This window comes from Streptomyces sp. BBFR25 (assembly GCF_044590125.1).
Lineage (GTDB): Bacteria > Actinomycetota > Actinomycetes > Streptomycetales > Streptomycetaceae > Streptomyces > Streptomyces canus_D.
On sequence record NZ_CP172447.1, the window covers coordinates 3,445,215 to 3,470,086 of the forward strand.

Consider the following 24,872-nt stretch of genomic DNA (forward strand, 5'->3'; position numbering starts at 1 on the left):
ATATCTCTCTTGTCGCTCGCAGTCCTAGGACAGCGAGGGCGAGTGGCTTCCTATTGGGCTGCTCCGTCGTCGAGCAAGGAGTTCTCATGCCGTCCTTCAAGATCGACCTCTCCACCGCCGTGGTGTTCGTGGCGACCGCGCCGGAACCGAAGATGGCCAACAAGAAGACCGGTGAGCGGGCCGTCGACCGGGACACCGGCGCGGGTCTGTCGACCGTTGGCCTGCTCGTCTCGGACGAGGGAGAGGGCAACCTCTACCAGGTCACCATCCCGGAGACGGGCTACCCGGAGGGTCTCGCCCCGGGCATGCCGGTGCGGGTGGTCGGCCTCAAGGCCCGTGACTGGGAGAACGAGTTCAACGGCCAGAAGCGGCACGGGATCTCGTTCCGCGCGGTCGCGATCACCTCGGCGGCCTGACCATGAGCGACCTGACGTTGTTGATCGAGGCCACGGGTGCCCTGGCGGGAGCCGGCGGTATCGGCTACGCGAAGCAGCGGGCGCCGCGCCTGTACTGGTCGACCGTGGGCCTGCCGCTCACGTGGGGCCGGTTCACCTGGTCGTACCGGTCCACGATGGAGGTGTGCGGGCTCACGGTGCAGCCGTCGGGGCTGCGGGCCTTCATGACACGGAACCTGTCCCGCCGTGAGGTACGGCCGGTGCCGCCGAAGGTCCGCCGCGTCCGGCCCTCCTCAACCGGGCTACGCATCACGCTGCGCCTCCCGGCCGGCCTGGAGCCCGCCGACGTGGCCACCTCCTCGGAGCGGCTGCGCCACGCCTTCGGTGTCCAGTCGGTCACCGTGGCTGAGACCCGGCCCGGCTATGTGGAACTGCGGATGACGGGCTACGACGTGCTGCGCCGCGTCCGTCTCCCGCGCTCCGCACGGCCCCGCGGCCTCGTGGTCCCGGTGGCCCTGCGGGAGGACGGCACCGTCTTCGAGCGGGACTACCGCGCGGTCCCCATGGCGCTGACCCTGGGCGCGAACCAGTCCGGCAAGTCCGTGTACCAGCGCAACCTGGTCAAGGGCCTGGCACAGCTCCCAGTCGGCCTGGTCGGCATCGACTGCAAACGCGGTGTCGAGCACAACCGCTACTCCCCTCGCCTGTCGGCTCTGGCCACGGATCCGGAGATGGCGGGACGGCTGATAGACGCGCTGGTCCTGGAGATGGGTGAGCGGTTCGATCTCCTCGCCCTGCACGGTGTTTCGGACGTGTGGGACCTGCCCGCGAAACTGCGGCCGGTGCCGCTGGTCGTCCTGATCGATGAAGTGGCAGAGCTCTTCTTCGTCACCTCGAAGAAGGACGAGGCGGCCCGGGACCGGACGGTCATGCAACTGGTGCGCCTGGGTCAGATGGCCCGTGCGGTCGGCATCTACCTGGAGGTCTGCGGGCAGCGTTTCGGCTCCGACCTCGGCAAGGGCGCCACCGCTCTCCGTGCCCAGCTCACCGGCCGTGTGGTCCACCGCGTCAACGACAAGCAGACCGCCGAAATGGGCCTGGGGGACATCGCCCCGGACGCGGTGATGGCGGCGACCTCGATCCGCGCCGACCGACCCGGTGTCGCGGTGGCCGGTGACACCTCCGGTGGCTGGTCCCGCATCCGCACCCCGGAAACCACGCCGGCCGAAGCGGCCGCCGTGTGCCGGGAGTTCGCTCACCTGACCCCGGAGCTGCCGTTCCTGGCCCCGTTCCGGCCCCCGGCCCGGCAGGTGGTCCCGCCGATGCCCAACACGCCCCCGCTGGTCACCCGGCAGCCCTGACCCCTTGGAAAGGGGAGATCGCTCATGGCTCCGCGCAAGACCACCAAGCCCACGACCATCCCGTGTCTGCCCTGCAAGGGCACGGGGGAGGTCTCCCGCCCCGTCCGCGTCGGACGCAAGCGCAGGACGGTCGGCCAGCAAACCGGCATGTGCCTGAACTGCTTCGGCGCCGGCGAGATCCCCGCCGAAGACTCGCCCTCTGAGGGGAGGTGAAAAGGCGTGGTCCGCTCGATCCGCATCGACGCCGTACTGATCCAGGCGGTGATCGCCGGGGCTCTGTCCTTCGCCCACCTGCACGACCTTGCCGAAGCGGCCGGCCAGACTGGTTGGAAGGCGTGGGCCTATCCCGTCTCCGTCGATCTGCTCCTAGTCGCCGTGTGGCGGCGGCTGCGCACTGAGCGCTCGAAGCTGGCCTGGTTCTGGTTTCTGGTTGCCCTGGTCGCCTCCCTCGGCGCGAACATCGCCACCGCGGGACTCCTCGACCTCGACCATGTTCCGGCCTGGCTGCGCATCCTCGTCGCCGGCTGGCCCGCCCTGGCCTTCCTCGGCGGCACCCTCCTCGCCCACACCCCGACCGATCCGGCCCCCGCCCCGGGCCCGGGCCCGGATCCTGTGCCCCGGCCCGTTCCGGTCATGGACCATCCCGCGGTGCCCGAACCGACCTCGGAGCCGGTTTCCGCCCCGGAGATCGCGACGCCGGAGCCTGCCCCGGCACTGCCGCAAGCCCCGGCCTCGGTCCCCGCGGTGCCGCCTGCGCTGGTCGACCACGCGCGAAAGGTCGCCAGCGAGCACCGCACCCGCACCGGCACGGACATCGACACGGCCACCCTGCGGGCTCGCCTCGGCGTCCCGGAAGACCTCGCCGGCGCGATCGTCGCCCAACTCGCCTGAAAGGAGGTGACCCGCGTGCGCCCGAACCGCTTCTACGACGTGACCCGCATCGGCCCCGTGCAGGTCGGCACGTTCAACAACGGCCGGGGCCAGACCCGGCACACGGCCGCCTGCACGGCCCCGAACTGCGGCTTCTCCACCGAGCACCGTGACCGCTCGGCGGCCGAACTCGCCGCCCGCACCCACCGCTGCGCCTGAAAGGAGGCACGCCATGCAGTTGCCCGAAGACCAGATTCGCGCCGGACACATCCCCGCCGACCTCTACCGGCAGATCCCGCCCGGCACCGACCTGCGACGCGTCGTGATCATCCAAGAGGCCCCGCGCTCGTACAAAGGCCCGATCGTCCTGACGCTCGTCGTCCTCACCGGATCGGTCGCGGTGCTGCTGGTCATCGCCTTCGTCGTCCAGGTCCTCGCCGGCGCCGCCGTAGCGGTCCTGTCGGCCACCGGCGGACTCAGCTACACGATCAACCGCACGTCCAAGCACAAGACCCTGCGCAGCAAGTAACGCCCTCCGGGGCGGCCTCTCTCGCCAAAGATTCGCCGCCCCGGACGGCTCCACCCATCCAGATCCAACGGACCCGAAAGGGAAGCCTCATCATGCCCCAGCACGCCCAGAACACGCGCGTCTGCCGCGACTGCGACGGCTTCGCCATCGCCGCGATCACCACCGGAATGCGCCACACCGACGGCTCCCGCGCCACCCTCCGGATCACCTGCACCGGCTGCAACGGCACCGGCCATGCGGTCCCCGCGGCCCTTGCCCGGACGGGGCGGTGAGTGTCGTGGGCCTCCTGAACTGGAGCTCCGGCCAGCACTACGACCACGCCGGCGACTGCCCGTGCACCCAGTGCGGCAATCCCACCCCGCTGCGTTCCCACGCCGGTGAACCCGTCCACAAGGTGTGCGCGGAGGACTGGAACGACCGCAACCCGAACGCCCCCCGACACGAGCACGACGGCCGCGACCTCGGCACGCAGCGGTTCCACTCCGACCCCCCGCGCAAGAGCCGCAGGAGGAACCGGTGACGAACACCGCCACCATGGCGGGCCTGGACCCGGCCACCCTCGCCGACGTGCTGAGGCTGGCCGGGTCCACCGGCTTCGACCGCATCCAAGACCAGATCCGCCGCACCGGCGGCTGCTCCGACCCCATCCACCTGCAAGGCTCGACCGTCACCCGCGACGCCACCACCGGCAAGGTGCTGCACTCCTACTCGACCGACACCGAACCCGGCGGACGGCTTCGCGTCGCCTGCGGCAACCGGCGTGCCTCCCGCTGCCCGGCCTGCGCCTGGACCTACGCCGGCGACACCTACCACCTCATCCGCGCCGGACTCGTCGGCGACCCCGCCAAAGGCACCCCCGAGACGATCCGGGACCACCCGCGGGTGTTCGCCACCCTCACCGCACCCTCGTTCGGCCCGGTCCACAACCGGCCCGGCAACCGCCCCTGCCGCTGCGGCACCCGCCACGCCGAGGACGCCCCGGAACTGGGCACCCCGCTCGACCCCGACACGTACGACTACGCCGGGGCGGTGCTGTGGAACAACCACGCCTCCGAACTGTGGCGCTACTTCACGATCTACCTGCGCCGCGAGATCGCCAAGCACGCAGGACTAACTCAGAAGGCAGCGAAGGAGCAGTCGCGAGTGTCCTTCGGCAAGGTCGCCGAGTACCAGAAGCGCGGCGCCGTGCACTTCCACGCTGTGATCCGCTTCGACGGACCCGACGGGCCCGACGACGCCCCGCCGGCCTGGGCCACCCTCGACCTGCTCACCGACGCGATCCAAGCCGCAGCCGCCCGCGTGGAAGTCGACGTAGACCCCGCCGGGGACCAGCCTGCCCGCACCCTGCGATGGGGCACACAGCTCGACGTACGCCCCATCCGGGCCTTCGGCGACGGCGAGGACATCACCGAACAGGCGGTCGCCTCCTACGTCGCCAAATACGCCACCAAAGCCGCCGAGACCACCGGCACCGTAGACCGCCGCATCGGCAGCAAAGACGCCCTCGTCCTGCTCGACGTGCCCGACCACCCCGCCCGGCTCATCGCCGCCTGCCTCGACCTGCACACGCTCTACCCGGACCGCAAGCTACGCGACTGGGCCCACATGCTCGGCTTCCGCGGCCACTTCTCCACCAAGTCCCGGCGCTACTCGACCACCCTCGGCGAACTGCGCCAGACCCGCGCCGACTACCGCGCCGCCCAGCAACGTGCCGCCCTCGGCCTGCCCGACCCGGATGACGGGGACGCCACCACGCTCACCCTCGCCCACTGGACCTACGCCGGCCACGGCCACACCCCCGGCGAATCCTGGCTCGCCGCCAACATCCGCCGCGACATCCAGCACAACCGCGAAACCGCCCGCGAAGAACTACCCGCCCTGCTCGACCTGGAAGGAGCCGCTACATGACCACCGCCCTGCCCGTGCTGCTGACCGTGCCCGAGGTCATGACGCGGCTCAAGTACAGCCGGTCGAAGGTCTACGACCTGATCCGCGAGAAGCGTCTTGCCTCGATCACCGAAGGTCGCTGCCGCCGGATTCCCGAGAGCGCGGTTCAGGACTACATCCGCGCCCGTCTTGAGGAGGCTGCCTGATGGCTCGTCAGCGCAAGCGCAACCCCAATGGGTCCGGCACGGTCACGAAGCGTTCTGATGGCCGGTATCAGGCCGCGGTATACGTCCCTCAGCCTGACGGGACGGTGAAGCGGAAGTTCGCCTACGGCAAGACGTACGACGAATGCGACCAGAAGCGCCGGGAACTTCTCGACCGCGCCAAGGGGGGCATCCCGACACCGACACGGGACATGACCCTGGGGCAGTGGTTCGAGTACTGGCTAGAGGTCATCGTCAGGCCGAACCTAAAGCCCAAGAGCTACGAGACGTACGAGCAAGCCGTGCGCAACCACCTGCGGCAGCGTCTCGGCTCGAAGGTCATGGTTCGGCTGGGCGTCGCGGAGCTGCGCGGGGTCATGCAGCGCCTTGCAGAGGAGAAGGGACCCAAGACCGCCAAGCAGGCTCTCCGGGTCCTCTCGGCGGCGCTCACGGCCGCGATGGTGGAAGACATCGGCCTGACTCGGAACGTGGCCAAGCTCGTCCACATCCGTGCGACGACCGACAGCGGGAAGAGCTGGGATGCCGTGACGGTGCTCCGCTTCCTGGCTGCGGCTCGGAGCCTGACTGTGTACTACCCGGCCTTCCTGCTGCTCTGCCTGCTCGGCCTCCGCCGCGCCGAGGTGTGCGGCCTGCGCTGGGAGAACATCGACCTGGACAACCGGATTCTCTGGGTGGAGCAGCAACGGCAGCGTTCCAGCGCCGGGACGATCGACCTGGACACCAAGACCGAGACCTCCAGGGCGCCCCTCCCCCTGCCGGCACAGTGCATCGCGCCCCTGCGCTGGACTCGGATGCGTACGGCCATGCTGCGGGAGCGTGCGATCAGTCTGGGTCGTCCCTGGTTCGAAGACCCGGACGGGCACGTCTTCATCTCGCGGACGGGTCACCCGCTCCTGGCGTCGAACCTGTACCTGACCATGCAGCGGATCATCAAGGCCGAGGGGTTGGACAAGATGAACCCCAAGGGACTGCGGAAGTCCTGCGGCACCCTGCTGGTCCACCTCAAGGTGCACCCGCGGATCGTCAAGGCAATCCTTCGGCACAGCCGGATCGCGACGACGATGGACATCTACGCTGAGGCACTGACGCCTGACATCATCGAAGCGGTGGGACAGCTTGACCGCCTGCTGCGACAGCCGGCCCGGATTCGAGCGTTGGATGTCGACGGATCGGCCCTCGACAGTCGTTGATGTCGCCGTTGGATGTCACGGCCCTTCCCTCTGCGAATCACCGCAGGTGGAGGGGCCGTTGTCGTCGGTCGAGCCAACATCATCCCATTAGCTAATCGTTACCTGGCGTGACCTGGCACACAGCGTGGCCAGGGCCTCGGCCGTCACGGGCGAAACCACGCCCTCCTCGGTGACGATCGCCGTCACCAGTTCGGGCGGAGTCACATCGAACGCCGGGTTGTACGCCTGGGTCCCCAGGGGTGCCACCGGAATCCCGCCTCCCGCTCCCGCCACCGGCACCTGGGGTGCTGTGACCTCGGTCACCTCATGTCCGGGGCGCTGTTCCACTTCGATGGACGCCCCGTCCGGCGTGTCCGGATCCACCGTCGTGACCGGCGCCACCACGATGAACGGCACGTGGTGGTACCGCGCGAGCACCGCGAGCGGATAGCTCCCCACCTTGTTCGCCACCGAACCGTCGGCCGCGATGCGGTCCGCGCCGATCAGCACCGCGTCCACCTCCCCCGCCGCGAACAGCGAACCCGCCGCGTTGTCGGTGAGCAAGGTGTACGCCATGTCGTTGCGGGCCGCCTCGTATGCCGTCAGGCGAGCACCTTGCAGCAAGGGACGCGTTTCGTCCACCCACAGCCGTCGCAGCCGCCCCGAGCGGTGCGCCGCGAGCGCCACCGCGAAGGCGGTCCCCTCACCGCCCGACACCAGCGAACCGGTGTTGCAGTGCGTGAGGACACGGTGCCCTCCGGCGGGCAGCAGCTCGTCGAGCAGCGCCAGTCCGTGCGCGGCCATCCGTGCGCTGGCCTGCGCGTCCTCCTGGTGCAGCGCCCGCGCCGCGGCCAACGCCGCCGCGGCGGCCTGCCGGGTGTCACCGGTCCTGGCGAGCGCCTCCTGGTGGGCGCCCTGCGCCCGCCGCACTCCGACGGCGAGGTTCACGGCGGTGGGGCGGGCCCCCGCCAGCGCCGCCGCGGCCTCCTCGACCTCGAAGCCGCGCACGGCGGCGAGCGCGACCCCGTAGGCGCCCGCGATGCCCAGCAGCGGTGCCCCGCGCACGGCGAGCGAGCGGATCGCCTCCACCAGCGCGGCCGGGTCCGTGCACACCAGCTCGACCTCCTCGGCCGGCAGCCTGGTCTGGTCCAGCAGCACCAGCACCGGACCCTCGGGGGGTTCCTCCCACCGGAGGACCGGTATCCCGGTCGGCCGCTTGTCCTCGCCGTTTCGCGCGTCCTGATCAGCCATGCGGTCAGTCTGCCCCCTGTACGACGGACAATTGAAGGTGCCGAGCCCCTACCGCGCCCGGTCCGCACCCGACGCCCCCATGGCACGATGGCTGCCAACCTGCCGCCGCGACCGCGGACGGGCACCGTGAAGGAGCGACGATGAACGACACTCCGGGCTGGGCATCGCCCGGATCCGCCCCGTCCGACGGGCACGAGCCCGGCGCGTCCGGCCCCGCCGAACCCGCCGACCGCCCCGCCGGCTCCGATCGGCCCGCGCCGCCCGCGGACCGGCCGGGTGCGGAACCGACGAGCCCCGGCACGAAGTGGTCCAAGGAGCAGCCGCCCCCCGGCCAGTGGTCCGCGCCCACCGGCCCCGCGGACCAGGGCCAGGCCCCGCCTCCGCCACCGCAGAGCCCGGGCTGGGGCACCCCGCCCCCCGGACCTCCCGGAGGCGGCTACGGAGGTCCAGGTGGCTACGGCGGTCAGCGCGGGGGCCACGGCGGCTACGGCGCCCCCGGTGGTCCGGGCGGCGGCTGGGGAAGCGGCTGGGGCGGCCCCCCGCCCGCAGCCAAGCCCGGCGTGATCCCGCTCCGCCCGCTCGGTGTCGGTGAAATCCTCGACGGCGCCGTCTCCACCATGCGCACCTACTGGCGCACCGTCCTCGGCATCTCCCTGACCGTCGCCATCTTCACCGAGGTCATCGTCGTGCTCCTCCAGGGACTCGTCCTGGACGACACCAGCAGCGAGGTCCTCAACGACCCCGACGCCACCCTGAGCGAACTCGGCGACGCGCTGGCCGACACCACGATCAACTCGGGTGTCATCTTCCTGATCTCCCTGATCGGCACCGTGCTGGCCACCGCCCTGCTCACCACCGTCACCAGCCGCGCCGTACTCGGCAGGCCGGTGACCACCGGCGAGGCGTGGCGGGACGCCCGCCCCCGGGTGCTGAAGCTGTTCGGCCTGATCGTCCTGCTGCTGCTCATCGTCGCCGGTCTCCTTACGGCCGGCATGACACCCGGCCTCCTGGTCACGGCGACCGCGGGCGGCGAGGCCGGGGTGGCGCTGACGGCCCTGGGCTTCCTGGCGGGCGGCGTCGTCGCGATCTGGCTCATGGTCCGCTTCTCGCTGGCGTCCCCCGCCCTGATGCTGGAGAAGCAGGGCATCAAGAAGGCCATGGGCCGCTCGGTGAAGCTGGTGCGCGGCTCCTGGTGGCGCGTCTTCGGCATCCAACTGCTCGCCACGGTCATCGCCAACGTCGTCGCGTCGATCATCGTGATCCCCTTCGCCTTCCTCGCCGCGGCCCTCGGCGGTGACGGCGTCGGCGGCTTCCTGGAGGGCACCGGCGACCTCGGCTGGACGTTCCTCATCGTCAGTGGCATCGGCTCGGTGATCGGCTCCATGATCACCTTCCCGATCACGGCGGGCGTGACCGTACTGCTGTACATCGACCAGCGCATCCGCCGCGAGGCCCTCGACCTCGAACTGGCCCGCGCCGCCGGCCCCCAGGGCTCCGGCGCCACCGGCGCCGTCCCGGGGAGCTGACGGGGTGGGTCCGGCGGGGGGAGTTCTCACCGAGGTGCTGTCACGCACTGCCGTACGAACGGTGTCGCGCTCCGGCGACGAACCGCCGGTGACGATCCCGCGCGACCCCGCCCGGGAGGCCGCGCGGGACGAGCTGTCCAAAGGCATGTACCACGAGAACGACCCCGGCTGGTTCCAGCGGGCCCTGAACGCCTTCTGGGACTGGGTCGAAGAGCTGTTCAGCACGGCGTCCACCGCGACTCCCGGGGGGACACTCGGCCTGGTCGTCGTCATCGTGGCCGTCCTGGCGGTGCTGGGCGCCCTCTGGTGGCGCCTGGGCACCCCCCGCCGCGGACCCGTCTCCGCTCCCGCCCTCTTCGACGACCGCCCCCGCAGCGCCGCCGACCACCGCGCCGCCGCCGAGGCACAGGCCGCCCAGGGACACTGGAGCCAGGCCGTCCAGGAACGCATGCGGGCCGTCGTCCGCGCCCTGGAGGAACGCGCCCTGCTCGACATCCGCCCCGGCCGCACCGCCGACGAGGCGGCCACCGAGGCAGGCCACGCCCTGCCCGCCCACCGGGACCGGCTGCGCGCCGCCGCCCGGGACTTCGACGACGTCGCATACGGCGGCCGGTCCGGCAGCGAACCGTCGTACCGGCGCCTCACCGAACTCGACCACGACCTGGAACGCAGCAAGCCGCACCTGGCCGGCAGCGCGACCGGCGGCCCCACGGGGGACGCGGACCGGGACACCCGCCGGGGAGCCGCCGAATGACCACCGAGGCCACGCTCCCCACCACCGCGGCCTCGCCCACCGCCCGCCAGGTGTGGACCCGCGCGCGGGGCATCGCGCTCGCCCTCGTCCTGCTGCTCGCCGGGGCCGTCGCCATCGCGGTCGTCCGCTCCGACGCCCGGCACGGGGAACTCGACCCGCGCTCCGCCGACCCCTACGGCAGCCGCGCCGTCGCCGAACTCCTCGCCGACCGGGGGGTCTCCACGCGCGTGGTCACCACCCTGGACGAGGCGCGGTCCGCGGCCGGCCCGGACACCACCCTGCTGGTCGCCGTGCCCGACCTCCTGACGGAACGCCAGCAGACGGGACTGCACTCGGCGACGACCGGCTCCGGGGGACGCACCGTCCTGGTCGCCCCCGGCGGCGGTGCCGTCGAACGCCTCGCCCCCGGCGTCACCGCCGACCCGGCACTCAGCTTCGACTCGACGCTGGCCCCCGCCTGCGACCTGCCCGCCGCACGGCGCGCGGGCAACGCCGACACGGGCGGCATCCGCTACGTCACCCACCTCGAAGCCGACGCCTGCTACCCCAGTCGGCGACTGGCCACCCTGCTGCGCATCCCCGACCCCTCCGCGAAGGCGTCGGCGGCAGGCACCCCGGGCGACACCGTCGTCCTCGGCGCCCGCGACATCCTCTTCAACGACCGCCTCGACGAACACGGCAACGCCTCGCTCGCCCTCCAACTCCTCGGCTCCCGCGACCACCTGGTCTGGTACCTCCCCTCCCTCTCCGACCTCCCGGACCCGGACGACGAACGCAGCTTCTTCGACCTGCTCCCGTCCGGCTGGCTCTGGGGCACCCTGCAGCTCTTCATCGCCGCCGCCCTCGCCGCCCTGTGGCGGGCACGCCGACTCGGCCCCCTGGTGCCCGAGAAACTCCCCGTCGCGATCCGCGCCTCCGAAACCGTCGAAGGCCGCGCCCGCCTCTACCGCAAGGCGAACGCCCGTGACCGCGCCGCCACCGCTCTTCGCTCCGCCACCCGCACCCGCCTCGCCCCTCTCGTAGGCGTCCCCGTCACCCAGGCGCACACGCCCGAGTCCCTGCTCCCCGCCCTGTCCGCCCACCTCCACGGCGCACACGGCGACGGACAAGCCCTGCACACCCTCCTCTTCGGCCCGCCGCCCGGCGACGACGCGGCCCTCATCGCACTCGCCGACCAACTCGACGCCCTCGAAAGAGAGGTACGCCGTCCATGATGGACCCGACCACTGACAACGCCGGGCAGACCGCGGCCCCGGGCAACGCCCGCGCCGCCCTCGAAGCCCTGCGCGCCGAGATCGCCAAGGCCGTGGTCGGCCAGGACGCCGCCGTGACCGGTCTCGTCGTAGCCCTGCTCTGCCGCGGTCACGTCCTCCTCGAAGGCGTCCCCGGAGTCGCCAAGACACTCCTCGTCCGCACCCTCGCCGCGGCCACCGAACTCGACACCAAACGCGTCCAGTTCACCCCCGACCTGATGCCGAGCGACGTCACCGGCTCACTGGTCTACGACGCCCGCACCACCGAGTTCTCCTTCCAGCCCGGCCCGGTCTTCACCAACCTCCTCCTCGCCGACGAGATCAACCGCACGCCGCCCAAGACTCAGTCGTCCCTCCTCGAAGCCATGGAGGAACGCCAGGTCACCGTGGACGGCACGCCACGCCCGCTCCCCGAGCCCTTCCTCGTCGCGGCCACCCAGAACCCGGTCGAGTACGAGGGCACCTACCCCCTCCCGGAAGCCCAGCTGGACCGCTTCCTCCTCAAACTCACCGTCCCCCTCCCCACCCGCCAGGACGAGATCGACGTCCTCACCCGCCACGCCGCCGGTTTCAACCCGCGCGACCTGCACGCCGCCGGCGTACGCCCCGTCGCGAGCGCCGCCGACCTGGAAGCCGCCCGCGCGGAGGCCGCCAAGACGACCGTCTCCCCGGAGATCACCGCCTACGTCGTCGACATCTGCCGCGCCACCCGTGAGTCGCCGTCCCTCACCCTCGGCGTCTCCCCGCGCGGAGCCACGGCCCTGCTGTCGACCTCCCGCGCGTGGGCCTGGCTGACGGGCCGCGACTACGTCACCCCCGACGACGTGAAGGCCCTGGCCCTGCCCACCCTCCGGCACCGCGTACAACTCCGCCCCGAGGCCGAGATGGAGGGCGTGACCACGGACTCGGTCATCAACGCGATCCTCGCCCACGTCCCCGTCCCACGCTGATGGCACTCACCGGACGCGCCGCGCTCATCGCGGCCCTGGGCTCCGTCCCCATCGGCATCTGGGACCCCAGCTGGACGGGCATCCTCGCGGTCAACGCACCGCTGGCCGCCGCCTGCGCCTGCGACTTCGCCCTGGCCGCCCCCGTACGGCGGCTCGGCCTGACCCGCTCCGGCGACACCTCCGCCCGCCTGGGCGAGACCGCCGACGTCACCCTGACGGTCACCAACCCGTCGGGCCGCCCGCTCCGCGCCCGCCTGCGCGACGCCTGGCCGCCCAGCAGTTGGCGGCCCGGCACCGAGGCGGCGGGCTCCCGCCACAGCCTGACGGTGCCCGCAGGCGAACGCCGCCGCGTGACCACCCGCCTGCGCCCCACCCGTCGCGGCGACCGCCACGCGGACCGCGTCACGATCCGCTCCTACGGTCCCCTGGGGCTCCTCACCCGCCAGGGCACCCACCGGGTCCCCTGGACGGTACGCGTCCTCCCCCCTTTCACCAGCCGCAAGCACCTCCCCTCCAAGCTGTCCCGGCTCCGCGAACTCGACGGCCGCACCAGCGTCCTCACCCGCGGGGAGGGCACGGAGTTCGACAGCCTGCGCGAGTACGTGCCCGGCGACGACACCCGTTCCATCGACTGGCGCGCGACAGCCCGCCACTCCACGGTCGCCGTACGCACCTGGCGTCCCGAACGCGACCGGCACATCCTGCTCGTCCTCGACACCGGCCGTACCTCCGCCGGTCGCGTGGGCGACGCCCCTCGCCTCGACGCCGCCATGGACGCCGCTCTTCTCCTGGCCGCCCTGGCCTCCCGCGCGGGCGACCGCGTCGACCTCCTGGCCTACGACCGCCGAGTACGCGCCCTGCTCCAGGGCCGCACGGCGGGTGACGTCCTGCCCTCCCTGGTCAACGCCATGGCGGCCCTGGAGCCGGAGCTGGTGGAGACCGACGCGCGCGGCCTCACCGCGACCACGCTCCGGTCGGCGCCCCGCCGGTCCCTGATCGTGCTGTTCACGACGCTCGACGCGGCCCCGATCGAAGAGGGACTGCTCCCCGTCCTGCCGCAGCTGACCCAACGCCACACGGTCCTGGTGGCTTCGGTGGCCGACCCGCACGTCGCGCGCATGGCCGAAGCCCGCGGCCACACCGACGCCGTCTACGAGGCCGCCGCGGCCGCACAGGCCCAGTCGGAACGCCGCCACGTCGCCGACCAACTACGCCGGCACGGCGTGACGGTCGTCGACGCAACCCCGGACGAGCTTCCCCCGGCACTCGCAGACGCGTACCTGGAACTTAAGGCGGCAGGCCGCCTATAAAAAGGGGCGGGGCCAAAAGGCCCCGCCCCTTCTCGATCAATGCCCCCTAAACGCAGAAAACCCCGCACCGTTCCCGGTGCGGGGTTTCCTCGCAATAATTGTTCGGCGGCGTCCTACTCTCCCACAGGGTCCCCCCTGCAGTACCATCGGCGCTGTAAGGCTTAGCTTCCGGGTTCGAAATGTAACCGGGCGTTTCCCCTACGCTATGACCACCGAAACACTATGAAACAGACAACCAACCGGTGACCAACACGGTCTGATTGTTCGTGGTTTCAGAACCAACACAGTGGACGCGAGCAACTGAGGACAAGCCCTCGGCCTATTAGTACCGGTCACCTCCACACCTCACGGTGCTTCCAGATCCGGCCTATCAACCCAGTCGTCTACTGGGAGCCTTAACCCCTCAAGGGGGTGGGAGTCCTCATCTCGAAGCAGGCTTCCCGCTTAGATGCTTTCAGCGGTTATCCCTCCCGAACGTAGCCAACCAGCCATGCCCTTGGCAGGACAACTGGCACACCAGAGGTTCGTCCGTCCCGGTCCTCTCGTACTAGGGACAGCCCTTCTCAAGACTCCTACGCGCACAGCGGATAGGGACCGAACTGTCTCACGACGTTCTAAACCCAGCTCGCGTACCGCTTTAATGGGCGAACAGCCCAACCCTTGGGACCGACTCCAGCCCCAGGATGCGACGAGCCGACATCGAGGTGCCAAACCATCCCGTCGATATGGACTCTTGGGGAAGATCAGCCTGTTATCCCCGGGGTACCTTTTATCCGTTGAGCGACGGCGCTTCCACAAGCCACCGCCGGATCACTAGTCCCGACTTTCGTCCCTGCTCGACCCGTCGGTCTCACAGTCAAGCTCCCTTGTGCACTTACACTCAACACCTGATTGCCAACCAGGCTGAGGGAACCTTTGGGCGCCTCCGTTACTCTTTAGGAGGCAACCGCCCCAGTTAAACTACCCATCAGACACTGTCCCTGATCCGGATCACGGACCCAGGTTAGACATCCAGCACGACCAGACTGGTATTTCAACGACGACTCCACCCACACTGGCGTGCGAGCTTCAAAGTCTCCCAGCTATCCTACACAAGCCGAACCGAACACCAATATCAAACTGTAGTAAAGGTCCCGGGGTCTTTCCGTCCTGCTGCGCGAAACGAGCATCTTTACTCGTAGTGCAATTTCACCGGGCCTATGGTTGAGACAGTCGAGAAGTCGTTACGCCATTCGTGCAGGTCGGAACTTACCCGACAAGGAATTTCGCTACCTTAGGATGGTTATAGTTACCACCGCCGTTTACTGGCGCTTAAGTTCTCAGCTTCGCCCCACCGAAATGGAGCTAACCGGTCCCCTTAACGTTCCAGCACCGGGCAGGCGTCAGTCCGTATACATCGCCTTACGGCTTCGCACGGACCTGTGTTTTTAGTAAACAGTCGCTTCTCGCTGGTCTCTGCGGCCACCCCCAGCTCGGAGTGCAAGACTCGTCACCGGGTGTGGCCCCCCTTCTCCCGAAGTTACGGGGGCATTTTGCCGAGTTCCTTAACCATAGTTCACCCGAACGCCTCGGTATTCTCTACCTGACCACCTGAGTCGGTTTAGGGTACGGGCCGCCATGAAACTCGCTAGAGGCTTTTCTCGACAGCATAGGATCATCCACTTCACCACAATCGGCTCGGCATCAGGTCTCAGCCGTATGCAAGGCGGATTTACCTACCTTGCGGCCTACACCCTTACCCCGGGACAACCACCGCCCGGGATGGACTACCTTCCTGCGTCACCCCATCACTCACCTACTACAGGTCTGGATCATCGGCTCCACCACTCCCCCTCACTCCGAAGAGATCAGGGGCGGCTTCACGGACTTAGCATCGCCTGGTTCAATGTTTGACGCTTCACAGCGGGTACCGGAATATCAACCGGTTATCCATCGACTACGCCTGTCGGCCTCGCCTTAGGTCCCGACTTACCCTGGGCAGATCAGCTTGACCCAGGAACCCTTAGTCAATCGGCGCAAACGTTTCTCACGTTTGTATCGCTACTCATGCCTGCATTCTCACTCGTGAACCGTCCACAACTCGCTTCCGCGGCTGCTTCACCCGGCACACGACGCTCCCCTACCCATCACAGCCGGCGTTGGCCGTATTGCTGCAATGACACGACTTCGGCGGTACGCTTGAGCCCCGCTACATTGTCGGCGCGGAATCACTAGACCAGTGAGCTATTACGCACTCTTTCAAGGGTGGCTGCTTCTAAGCCAACCTCCTGGTTGTCTGTGCGACTCCACATCCTTTCCCACTTAGCGTACGCTTAGGGGCCTTAGTCGATGCTCTGGGCTGTTTCCCTCTCGACCATGGAGCTTATCCCCCACAGTCTCACTGCCGCGCTCTCACTTACCGGCATTCGGAGTTTGGCTAAGGTCAGTAACCCGGTAGGGCCCATCGCCTATCCAGTGCTCTACCTCCGGCAAGAAACACACGACGCTGCACCTAAATGCATTTCGGGGAGAACCAGCTATCACGGAGTTTGATTGGCCTTTCACCCCTAACCACAGGTCATCCCCCAGGTTTTCAACCCTGGTGGGTTCGGTCCTCCACGACCTCTTACAGCCGCTTCAACCTGCCCATGGCTAGATCACTCCGCTTCGGGTCTTGAGCGTGCTACTAAAACGCCCTATTCGGACTCGCTTTCGCTACGGCTTCCCCACCCGGGTTAACCTCGCAACACACCGCAAACTCGCAGGCTCATTCTTCAAAAGGCACGCAGTCACGACGCAAGGACAAGTCCTTGCGCGACGCTCCCACGGCTTGTAGGCACACGGTTTCAGGTACTATTTCACTCCGCTCCCGCGGTACTTTTCACCATTCCCTCACGGTACTATCCGCTATCGGTCACCAGGGAATATTTAGGCTTAGCGGGTGGTCCCGCCAGATTCACACGGGATTTCTCGGGCCCCGTGCTACTTGGGTGTCTCTCCAACGAGCCGCTGATGTTTCGACTACGGGGGTCTTACCCTCTACGCCGGACCTTTCGCATGTCCTTCGCCTACATCAACGGTTTCTGACTCGTCCTGTTGCCGGCAGACAACAGAAGAGAGATCCCACAACCCCGCACACGCAACCCCTGCCGGGTCTCACACGTATACGGTTTAGCCTCATCCGGTTTCGCTCGCCACTACTCCCGGAATCACGGTTGTTTTCTCTTCCTGCGGGTACTGAGATGTTTCACTTCCCCGCGTTCCCTCCACACTGCCTATGTGTTCAGCAGCGGGTGACAGCCCATGACGACTGCCGGGTTTCCCCATTCGGACACCCCCGGATCAAAGCCTGGTTGACGACTCCCCGGGGCCTATCGTGGCCTCCCACGTCCTTCATCGGTTCCTGGTGCCAAGGCATCCACCGTGCGCCCTTAAAAACTTGGCCACAGATGCTCGCGTCCACTGTGCAGTTCTCAAACAACGACCAACCACCCATCACCCCGGGAAAAACTCCCGAGTGCACTGGGGCCGGCAACCGAAGACCCAGCCTTACGGCCGTGCCCTCAGATACCCAACAGCGTGCCCGACCAGGTTCCGTCCGGAGATCGTGCTTTCCACGCTCCGAAGAGCAGTACTTGCAGCCTCCGACCCGTGAACCAGGCCGAGTAGTCAACGTTCCACCCATGAGCAACCGTGCAGGACATTTGCCTGCAGTCGGCTATGTGCTCCTTAGAAAGGAGGTGATCCAGCCGCACCTTCCGGTACGGCTACCTTGTTACGACTTCGTCCCAATCGCCAGTCCCACCTTCGACAGCTCCCTCCCACAAGGGGTTGGGCCACCGGCTTCGGGTGTTACCGACTTTCGTGACGTGACGGGCGGTGTGTACAAGGCCCGGGAACGTATTCACCGCAGCAATGCTGATCTGCGATTACTAGCGACTCCGACTTCATGGGGTCGAGTTGCAGACCCCAATCCGAACTGAGACCGGCTTTTTGAGATTCGCTCCACCTTGCGGTATCGCAGCTCATTGTACCGGCCATTGTAGCACGTGTGCAGCCCAAGACATAAGGGGCATGATGACTTGACGTCGTCCCCACCTTCCTCCGAGTTGACCCCGGCGGTCTCCCGTGAGTCCCCAACACCCCGAAGGGCTTGCTGGCAACACGGGACAAGGGTTGCGCTCGTTGCGGGACTTAACCCAACATCTCACGACACGAGCTGACGACAGCCATGCACCACCTGTACACCGACCACAAGGGGGCGCCCATCTCTGGACGTTTCCGGTGTATGTCAAGCCTTGGTAAGGTTCTTCGCGTTGCGTCGAATTAAGCCACATGCTCCGCCGCTTGTGCGGGCCCCCGTCAATTCCTTTGAGTTTTAGCCTTGCGGCCGTACTCCCCAGGCGGGGCACTTAATGCGTTAGCTGCGGCACGGACAACGTGGAATGTTGCCCACACCTAGTGCCCACCGTTTACGGCGTGGACTACCAGGGTATCTAATCCTGTTCGCTCCCCACGCTTTCGCTCCTCAGCGTCAGTATCGGCCCAGAGATCCGCCTTCGCCACCGGTGTTCCTCCTGATATCTGCGCATTTCACCGCTACACCAGGAATTCCGATCTCCCCTACCGAACTCTAGCCTGCCCGTATCGACTGCAGACCCGGGGTTAAGCCCCGGGCTTTCACAACCGACGTGACAAGCCGCCTACGAGCTCTTTACGCCCAATAATTCCGGACAACGCTTGCGCCCTACGTATTACCGCGGCTGCTGGCACGTAGTTAGCCGGCGCTTCTTCTGCAGGTACCGTCACTTTCGCTTCTTCCCTGCTGAAAGAGGTTTACAACCCGAAGGCCGTCATCCCTCACGCGGCGTCGCTGCATCAGGCTTTCGCCCATTGTGCAATATTCCCCACTGCTGCCTCCCGTAGGAGTCTGGGCCGTGTCTCAGTCCCAGTGTGGCCGGTCGCCCTCTCAGGCCGGCTACCCGTCGTCGCCTTGGTGAGCCACTACCTCACCAACAAGCTGATAGGCCGCGGGCTCATCCTGCACCGCCGGAGCTTTCGAACCGCCTGGATGCCCAGGCGGATCAGTATCCGGTATTAGACCCCGTTTCCAGGGCTTGTCCCAGAGTGCAGGGCAGATTACCCACGTGTTACTCACCCGTTCGCCACTAATCCCCACCGAAGTGGTTCATCGTTCGACTTGCATGTGTTAAGCACGCCGCCAGCGTTCGTCCTGAGCCAGGATCAAACTCTCCGTGAATGCTTGACATCACGGGAGCGGAACAGTCGGAGGAATAATCCGACCGTTCACAGCGTCCTCGCTGTTGTGTTACTTCAAAGGAACCTCGTCCTCCCGTATGGGAGAGACGGGGTATCAACATATCTGGCGTTGACTTTTGGCACGCTGTTGAGTTCTCAAGGAACGGACGCTTCCTTTGTACTCACCCTCTCGGGCTTTCCTCCGGGCGCTTCCCTTCGATCTTGCGTTTCCGACTCTATCAGATCTTTCCGATCCGATTTCCTCGGTGCTTTCCAGGTTCCCGCTTTCGCGTTTCCCTTTCCGGCGGTTCCGACTTTATCAGAAGTTTCGAGCCGGTCTTACCGGCTGCTCGTTTCCGATTCATCGGGAGAGTGCTTCGTCGAATTCAACTGATTCGAGGAAGCCAGTAGATGTTCACTGTCGCCCTCTGGGGTGAACCCATCTCCAGGCAACTGTTCGAGTCTACCTCCCCGCTCGCTCCGTGTCAACGGCTCGGGCGGGAACGAAGAGGACACTAGCAGCTCACCGTGGGTGGATGCACATCAGGCAGCCGTGGGCACGGTGGCGCTGCGTTCGGCTGCCTCGACGTCGCCCGTGTCGCCGGCGCGCACGGCCCGGCCGCCCAGGACGTAGACATAGGCGAGGAAGGCCAGCTCGGCGACGACTCCGATGGCGATCCGGGCCCAGGTGGGCAGGCCGGACGGGGTGACGAAGCCTTCGATGGCGCCGGAGACGAACAGGACGAGGGCCAGGCCCACCGCCATGCCGATGGCGGCCCTGCCTTCTTCCGCGAGGGCGATGCGTCGTGTGCGGGGCCCCGGGTCGATGAGGGTCCAGCCCAGGCGCAGGCCCGTGCCCGCGGCGACGAAGACCGCTGTCAGTTCGAGCAGGCCGTGCGGCAGGACCAGGCCTAGAAAGGTGTCGAGGCGGCCGGCCGACGACATCAGGCCGAAGCCCACGCCGAGGTTGAGCATGTTCTGGAAGAGGATCCAGATGACGGGCAGGCCCAGGAAGACACCCAGGATGAGGCAGAGCGCGGCGGCCCAGGCGTTGTTCGTCCAGACCTGTGCGGCGAACGAGGCCGCCGGGTTGCTCGAGTAGTACGTCTCGTACTGGCCGCCGGGGCGGGTGAGCTCGCGCAGCTCGCTCGGTGCGGCGATGGTGGACTGCACCTCCGGATGCGTGCCGATCCACCACCCCAGGAGGGCCGCGACAGCGGTCGACAGGAGGGCGGTGGGGACCCACCAGTGGCGGGCCCGGTAGACGGCCGCCGGGAACTGCTGGGTCAGGAATCGCGTCACGTCACGCCAGGAGGCGCGTCGGGTGCCGGTCACGGCACTGCGCGCGCGTGCCACCAACTGGCTGAGCCGTCCGGTCAGCTGGGGATCGGGTGCGCTGGACTGGATCAGGGACAGGTGGGTGGCCGTGCGCTGGTAGAGGGCGACGAGTTCGTCGGTCTCGGGACCGGTCAGCCGACGCCTGCGACGCAGGAGGGCGTCGAGGCGGTCCCACTCCGCGCGGTGGGCGGAGACGAAGACGTCGAGGTCCATCGGTGTGCCTGCTCCTCGGCTATCGTCGGCGGCTCGTCGTGGATCAGCTTGTCGTACTGCGGCGCGGTGCGTCCTCAGCTTGGCAGACTGGCGGGGACGGGGGCAGTCAGGGGAAGGACGGCGGGCGTGAGCGAGCTGGTCACGGGCGAGGCGGTGGCGCTGGAGCTGCGCCCCGCGAGGCTGCCCAGCAGGGCACTGGCCGTCCTGCTCGATCTGGCGGTGGCCGTGGCCGTCTATGTGGCGGTGACCGTCGCGCTGATGGCCTCCACCTCGTCCCTGGACGTGGCGGCGCAGACCGCGCTGTCGATCGCGACCTTCGTCCTCGTGCTGGTGGGCGGACCGATCGCGGTGGAGACGCTCAGCCACGGGCGGTCGCTCGGCAAGATGGCGTGCGGGCTGCGGGTGGTGCGGGACGACGGTGGGCCGATCCGGTTCCGGCACTCGCTGGTGCGGGGCCTGCTCGGGGTGATCGAGATCCTCATGACGCTCGGGGTCGTCGCCTGTGTCGCCTCGTTGGTGTCGGCGCGGGGACGGCGGCTCGGCGACCTGTTCGCGGGCACGCTCGTCGTGCGGGAGCGGGTGCCGTTCTCCTCGGCGGGCTTCATGCCGCCGCCTCCGCCCTGGCTGGCGGGGCGGTTCTCGGGGCTCGACCTGTCCGCGGTGCCCGACGATCTGTGGCTTGCCGTCCGGCAGTACCTGGCGCGGATGGGCCAGCTGGATCCGCGCGTCGGCTGGGCCATGGCCGAACGGCTCGCCGCCGATGTGGCGGCCCGTACGGGCGCTCCGGTGCCTCGGGAGGTTCCGCCGCCCGCGTATCTTGCGGCGGTGCTGCAGGAGAGGCAGGCGCGGGAGGCTCGGCGGGCCTTCGGAGGCGCTCCGGTGCCCGCTGCTCAGCCCCCTGCGTCGGTTGCTCAGCCCCCTGCGCCGGTTGCCCCGCCGTCGACTGCCCTACCTCCCGCTGCGCCACCGGGGGGCCGCCCCGAGGCGCCGCGGGACGTGCCGTCGGAAGGCCGGTCGGGTACCGGGTTCGTGCCTCCGGCGTAAGCACCCCGCACCCCGCGCCCGGCGCCTCTCACGGGAACACGGACGGTGGTGTCTCCAGGTCCTCCAGTTCGACGCCGGGGGCCGCGAGGACGACGTCGCCGGCGAGGTGCACGGTGTGCTGCTCGCCCGTGTCCAGGGCTGTGACCTGGTATTCGTCCACGGTGAGGGGGCCGTTGTCAGTGGCGTGTGCTTCTCTGTTCAGCAAGGCCCAGGACTGGTCCACGGTGCGGGGGGCGAGGACCGGGTCCGTGAGGGCGACGAGGCGTACGCGGGTGGCTGATGCGGAGGGGGTGAGGCGCAGGAGGCGGGTGACGGCGACGAGGAAGGCCGGGGACGTGCCAGTGAAGGCGTGGGCGCGCGCATTGCCTTCGGTGGCGTGGATTCCGGTGGGGTCGGTACGGACCCAGGTGACACCGTCGATGGCGGCGCCGCGTACCTGCCAGTCGGCGGCGTGGAGTTCGAGGCGGATGGGGCGGCCGAGTTCGTCGAGGGCCAGGTCGACGGAGCCGTGGTGGTCCCCGGCGGGCGTGGTCAGCCGGGAGACGTAGCGCCAGCCGGAGGGGCCGGGGGCGCACTGGAAGTGTTCTTCCGCGAGGGGGGTGTGATCGTGCGGATCGTGGAGCGAATAACGGCCGCGGGGCATGGGTGTCCTGGAGGGTGACGGGCTGGTCCGGTCGCTGATGCGGACGTGGCGCCAATGGGGCAGGCCCCCGGCACGGGGGTGCGGGGGCCTGCCTCGGAGGAACCGGTGACTCAGTAGCGGTAGTGGTCCGCCTTGTAGGGGCCCTCGACCTTGACGCCGATGTACTCGGCCTGCTCCGGGCGGAGCGTGGTCAGCTTGACGCCGAGGGCGTCCAGGTGGAGCCGGGCGACCTTCTCGTCCAGGTGCTTGGGCAGCACGTAGACGTCGGTCGGGTACTCGTCGGGCTTGGTGAACAGCTCGATCTGGGCCAGGGTCTGGTCCGCGAAGGAGTTGGACATCACGAACGACGGGTGGCCGGTGGCGTTGCCCAGGTTCAGCAGGCGGCCCTCGGAGAGGACGATGAGCACCTTGCCGTCGGGGTAGGTCCAGGTGTGGACCTGCGGCTTGACCTCGTCCTTGACGATGCCGGGGGTCTTGGCGAGGCCGGCCATGTCGATCTCGTTGTCGAAGTGGCCGATGTTGCCGACGATGGCCTGGTGCTTCATCTTGGCCATGTCCGAGGCCATGATGATGTCCTTGTTGCCGGTCGTGGTGACGAAGATGTCGGCCTTGTCGACGACCTCGTCCAGCGTGGTGACCTGGTAGCCGTCCATCGCCGCCTGCAGGGCGCAGATCGGGTCGATCTCGGTGATGATCACGCGCGCGCCCTGGCCGCGGAGGGACTCCGCGCAGCCCTTGCCGACGTCGCCGTAGCCGCAGACGACGGCGGTCTTGCCGCCGATCAGCACGTCGGTGGCGCGGTTGATGCCGTCGATCAGGGAGTGGCGGCAGCCGTACTTGTTGTCGAACTTCGACTTGGTGACCGCGTCGTTGACGTTGATCGCCGGGAACAGGAGGGTGCCGTCGCGGTGCATCTCGTACAGGCGGTGGACGCCGGTCGTGGTCTCCTCGGTCACGCCGCGGATCTCGGACGCCAGCTGGGTCCACTTCTGCGGGCTCTCGCTGACCGTGCGGGTGAGGAGTTCGAGGATGACGCGGTGCTCGTCGGACTCGGCGGTGTCGACCGAGGGGACCTTGCCGTCCTTCTCGTACTCGACGCCCTTGTGGACGAGGAGGGTGGCGTCACCGCCGTCGTCCAGGATCATGTTCGGGCCGCCGGTGGGGGTGTTCGGCCAGGTCAGCGCCTGCTCCGTGCACCACCAGTACTCCTCCAGGCTTTCGCCCTTCCAGGCGAAGACCGGGACGCCCTGCGGGTTGTCCGGGGTGCCGTTCGGGCCGACGGCGATGGCGGCGGCCGCGTGGTCCTGGGTGGAGAAGATGTTGCAGGAGGCCCAGCGGACCTCGGCGCCGAGGGCGACCAGCGTCTCGATGAGCACGGCGGTCTGCACGGTCATGTGCAGGGAGCCGGTGACGCGGGCGCCGGCGAGCGGCTGGGACTCGGCGTACTCCTTGCGGATCGCCATCAGGCCCGGCATCTCGTGCTCGGCGAGGGTGATCTCCTTGCGGCCGAACGCGGCCAGGGAGAGGTCGGCGACCTTGAAGTCCTGTCGGTTGTCGACAGTCGTCATAACGGGCTGCTCCTCGGATTGGGTCGAGGTGGGTTACGGCTGACCTGCGCGGCGGCGGACACAGGGGTGCCCAGAAGAGGACACAGGCATGCCCGCGTACGCGCAGCGCAGTCCGTCGGAGGCCCTCTCTCCCTCGGCCGGTCCGTCCTGGACCGCCCGACCGCCATCAGCAGCGACGTCTGGCTCCGTCCCAAGCTACACCGCGGGCGCCCGCCGTCCCCAGTCCGCCTCCGAACACTTCCGGACGTTCACGCAGGGTGAGGACGGCGGTGGGCCCGTCGGTCAGTGGGCGGCCGGTGGGGTGCTCGGGCCGCCGGGGGTGGCCTCGGGGTCGGGGCCCTTGGCGGCCTCGGACTCGCTGTAGATGTCCGGTTCCAGGTAGATGACGCGGGCGATCGGGACCGCCTCGCGGATGCGCGACTCGGCGGCGTCGATCGCGGAGGCGATCTCCGTGGCGGTGCCGTCGTGGCGGACGGCGATCTTGGCGGCGACGAGGAGTTCCTCGGGGCCCAGGTGGAGCGTGCGCATGTGGATGACGCCGGTGACCGTGTCGCCGGCGACGATCGCGGACTCGATCTGCTGGACCGCCTCGATGCCCGCGGCCTCGCCGAGCAGCAGGGACTTGGTCTCGACGGCGAGGACGAGCGCGATCACGATGAGCAGGACGCCGATGCACAGGGTGCCGATGCCGTCCCAGACGCCGTCGCCGGTGAGCAGGGCGAGACCGACGCCGCCGAGGGCGAGGATCAGGCCGACCAGGGCGCCGAGGTCCTCCAGGAGGACGACCGGAAGCTCGGGCGCCTTGGCGTGGCGGACGAACTCCTTCCAGGACCTCTTGCCGCGCAGGGGGTTGGACTCCTTGATGGCGGTCCGGAAGGAGAAGGCCTCGGCGATGATCGCGAAGACCAGGACGCCCACCGGCCAGTACCAGTGCTCGATCTCGTGGGGGTGCTTGATCTTCTCGTAGCCCTCGTAGAGGGCGAACATGCCGCCGACCGAGAAGAGCACGATGGAGACGAGGAAGGCGTAGATGTAGCGCTCGCGGCCGTAGCCGAAGGGGTGTTGCGGGGTGGCCTCGCGCTGGGCGCGCTTGCCGCCCAGGAGCAGCAGGCCCTGGTTGCCGGAGTCGGCGAGGGAGTGCACGGACTCGGCGAGCATCGACGACGATCCGCTGAAGAGGAACGCCACGAATTTCGCCACCGCGATCGAGAGGTTGGCGAGCAGTGCCGCCACGATCGCCTTGGTACCGCCTGACGCGCTCATGTGTCGCGTTGTCCCTTCGCCTGCGTCTGCTTCGACTGAAGCTGCTTCGTCTGCGTCCGTGCGCCGGTAGGAGCGCGGCCGGTGGG

22 protein-coding genes and 3 rRNA genes are annotated in these 24,872 nt (G+C 68.4%); 17 read left to right on the forward strand and 8 right to left on the reverse strand.

All coding sequences use genetic code 11. The features are described from left to right. The first annotated feature begins 86 nt into the window (after positions 1 to 86). The 11 genes from ACGH52_RS15560 (at position 87) to ACGH52_RS15610 (ending at position 6,456) form a co-directional block, all read left to right on the forward strand. Positions 87 to 416, forward strand: coding sequence for a hypothetical protein (locus tag ACGH52_RS15560; protein ID WP_052836754.1), 330 nt, complete (start codon positions 87 to 89; stop codon positions 414 to 416). 2 nt (positions 417 to 418) lie between these two features. Then, the gene (locus ACGH52_RS15565) at positions 419 to 1,756 is read left to right on the forward strand and encodes an FtsK/SpoIIIE domain-containing protein (RefSeq protein WP_399939910.1); all 1,338 of its coding nucleotides are present in this window, start codon (positions 419 to 421) and stop codon (positions 1,754 to 1,756) included. 24 nt (positions 1,757 to 1,780) lie between these two features. Beyond that, the gene (locus ACGH52_RS15570) at positions 1,781 to 1,969 is read left to right on the forward strand and encodes a hypothetical protein (RefSeq protein WP_399939913.1); all 189 of its coding nucleotides are present in this window, start codon (positions 1,781 to 1,783) and stop codon (positions 1,967 to 1,969) included. A gap of 6 nt (positions 1,970 to 1,975) precedes the next feature. Next, positions 1,976 to 2,647, forward strand: coding sequence for a DUF2637 domain-containing protein (locus ACGH52_RS15575; protein WP_399939916.1), 672 nt, complete (start codon positions 1,976 to 1,978; stop codon positions 2,645 to 2,647). A gap of 15 nt (positions 2,648 to 2,662) precedes the next feature. Continuing rightward, a complete protein-coding gene (locus ACGH52_RS15580) occupies positions 2,663 to 2,845 on the forward strand; it encodes a mobile element transfer protein (RefSeq protein WP_399939918.1) in 183 nt (60 codons plus the stop codon). Positions 2,846 to 2,858: 13 nt separating this feature from the next. Next, positions 2,859 to 3,155: a hypothetical protein gene (locus ACGH52_RS15585; RefSeq protein WP_399939921.1), complete on the forward strand. Its 297-nt coding sequence runs from the start codon at positions 2,859 to 2,861 to the stop codon at positions 3,153 to 3,155. 92 nt (positions 3,156 to 3,247) lie between these two features. Further along, on the forward strand, positions 3,248 to 3,427 hold the full coding sequence (locus ACGH52_RS15590; RefSeq protein ID WP_399939924.1) for a hypothetical protein: 180 nt from the start codon (positions 3,248 to 3,250) through the stop codon (positions 3,425 to 3,427). A gap of 5 nt (positions 3,428 to 3,432) precedes the next feature. Next, positions 3,433 to 3,675 carry a hypothetical protein gene (locus ACGH52_RS15595; protein WP_399939927.1) on the forward strand — a complete coding sequence of 81 codons (243 nt, stop codon included), beginning with the start codon at positions 3,433 to 3,435 and terminating at the stop codon, positions 3,673 to 3,675. After that, on the forward strand, positions 3,672 to 5,063 hold the full coding sequence (gene repSA, locus ACGH52_RS15600; RefSeq protein ID WP_399939929.1) for a replication initiator protein RepSA: 1,392 nt from the start codon (positions 3,672 to 3,674) through the stop codon (positions 5,061 to 5,063). The genes ACGH52_RS15595 and repSA overlap by 4 nt, the downstream gene beginning before the upstream one ends. Further along, positions 5,060 to 5,248, forward strand: coding sequence for a helix-turn-helix domain-containing protein (locus ACGH52_RS15605; protein WP_383133756.1), 189 nt, complete (start codon positions 5,060 to 5,062; stop codon positions 5,246 to 5,248). Before repSA ends, ACGH52_RS15605 begins: the two co-directional genes overlap by 4 nt. Then, positions 5,248 to 6,456 carry a tyrosine-type recombinase/integrase gene (locus tag ACGH52_RS15610; RefSeq protein ID WP_399939932.1) on the forward strand — a complete coding sequence of 403 codons (1,209 nt, stop codon included), beginning with the start codon at positions 5,248 to 5,250 and terminating at the stop codon, positions 6,454 to 6,456. The genes ACGH52_RS15605 and ACGH52_RS15610 overlap by 1 nt, the downstream gene beginning before the upstream one ends. An 87-nt stretch (positions 6,457 to 6,543) precedes the next feature. Here ACGH52_RS15610 and mtnA read toward each other — a convergent pair whose 3' ends face one another. Further along, positions 6,544 to 7,686: an S-methyl-5-thioribose-1-phosphate isomerase gene (mtnA, locus tag ACGH52_RS15615; RefSeq protein ID WP_121701245.1), complete on the reverse strand. Its 1,143-nt coding sequence runs from the start codon at positions 7,684 to 7,686 to the stop codon at positions 6,544 to 6,546. A 140-nt stretch (positions 7,687 to 7,826) separates the two neighbouring features. Here mtnA and ACGH52_RS15620 point away from each other — a divergent pair, with 140 nt between their 5' ends. Genes ACGH52_RS15620 through ACGH52_RS15640 form a run of 5 tightly spaced genes read left to right on the forward strand, consistent with a single transcriptional unit; the run spans position 7,827 to position 13,479 of the window. Then, complete coding sequence (locus ACGH52_RS15620) at positions 7,827 to 9,212, forward strand: glycerophosphoryl diester phosphodiesterase membrane domain-containing protein (protein WP_399939935.1); 1,386 nt, start codon at positions 7,827 to 7,829, stop codon at positions 9,210 to 9,212. A 4-nt stretch (positions 9,213 to 9,216) separates the two neighbouring features. Next, on the forward strand, positions 9,217 to 9,966 hold the full coding sequence (locus ACGH52_RS15625) for a DUF4129 domain-containing protein (RefSeq protein WP_399939938.1): 750 nt from the start codon (positions 9,217 to 9,219) through the stop codon (positions 9,964 to 9,966). Continuing rightward, entirely contained in the window at positions 9,963 to 11,180 is a 1,218-nt protein-coding gene (locus tag ACGH52_RS15630) for a DUF4350 domain-containing protein (RefSeq protein ID WP_193777399.1), read from the forward strand. The genes ACGH52_RS15625 and ACGH52_RS15630 overlap by 4 nt, the downstream gene beginning before the upstream one ends. Beyond that, positions 11,180 to 12,169 carry a MoxR family ATPase gene (locus tag ACGH52_RS15635; protein ID WP_104635084.1) on the forward strand — a complete coding sequence of 330 codons (990 nt, stop codon included), beginning with the start codon at positions 11,180 to 11,182 and terminating at the stop codon, positions 12,167 to 12,169. Before ACGH52_RS15630 ends, ACGH52_RS15635 begins: the two co-directional genes overlap by 1 nt. After that, entirely contained in the window at positions 12,169 to 13,479 is a 1,311-nt protein-coding gene (locus ACGH52_RS15640; RefSeq protein WP_121700745.1) for a DUF58 domain-containing protein, read from the forward strand. Before ACGH52_RS15635 ends, ACGH52_RS15640 begins: the two co-directional genes overlap by 1 nt. Before the next feature lie 100 nt (positions 13,480 to 13,579). Here the strand turns inward: ACGH52_RS15640 and rrf are convergent. The 4 genes from rrf to ACGH52_RS15660 form a co-directional block, all read right to left on the reverse strand. Next, positions 13,580 to 13,696, reverse strand: a 5S ribosomal RNA gene (gene rrf, locus ACGH52_RS15645). An 85-nt stretch (positions 13,697 to 13,781) separates the two neighbouring features. Then, a 23S ribosomal RNA gene (locus ACGH52_RS15650) occupies positions 13,782 to 16,903 on the reverse strand. A gap of 288 nt (positions 16,904 to 17,191) precedes the next feature. Next, positions 17,192 to 18,718 (reverse strand): 16S ribosomal RNA (locus ACGH52_RS15655). Together the 16S, 23S and 5S rRNA genes form the textbook arrangement of a ribosomal RNA operon. 542 nt (positions 18,719 to 19,260) lie before the next feature. After that, positions 19,261 to 20,268, reverse strand: a complete 1,008-nt coding sequence (locus tag ACGH52_RS15660) for a stage II sporulation protein M (protein WP_358747595.1) — start codon at positions 20,266 to 20,268, stop codon at positions 19,261 to 19,263. A 126-nt stretch (positions 20,269 to 20,394) separates the two neighbouring features. Here ACGH52_RS15660 and ACGH52_RS15665 point away from each other — a divergent pair, with 126 nt between their 5' ends. Further along, on the forward strand, positions 20,395 to 21,312 hold the full coding sequence (locus tag ACGH52_RS15665; protein WP_399939943.1) for an RDD family protein: 918 nt from the start codon (positions 20,395 to 20,397) through the stop codon (positions 21,310 to 21,312). Positions 21,313 to 21,340: 28 nt separating this feature from the next. Here the strand turns inward: ACGH52_RS15665 and ACGH52_RS15670 are convergent, their stop codons facing one another. The 3 genes from ACGH52_RS15670 to ACGH52_RS15680 all read right to left on the reverse strand — a co-directional run bounded on the left by ACGH52_RS15670 (position 21,341) and on the right by ACGH52_RS15680 (position 24,786). Further along, positions 21,341 to 21,955, reverse strand: coding sequence for a hypothetical protein (locus ACGH52_RS15670; protein WP_059302030.1), 615 nt, complete (start codon positions 21,953 to 21,955; stop codon positions 21,341 to 21,343). 110 nt (positions 21,956 to 22,065) lie between these two features. Next, on the reverse strand, positions 22,066 to 23,523 hold the full coding sequence (gene ahcY / locus ACGH52_RS15675; protein WP_076974705.1) for an adenosylhomocysteinase: 1,458 nt from the start codon (positions 23,521 to 23,523) through the stop codon (positions 22,066 to 22,068). 282 nt (positions 23,524 to 23,805) lie between these two features. Next, positions 23,806 to 24,786, reverse strand: coding sequence for a cation diffusion facilitator family transporter (locus ACGH52_RS15680; RefSeq protein ID WP_210977584.1), 981 nt, complete (start codon positions 24,784 to 24,786; stop codon positions 23,806 to 23,808). Between the last annotated feature and the right edge of the window lie 86 nt (positions 24,787 to 24,872).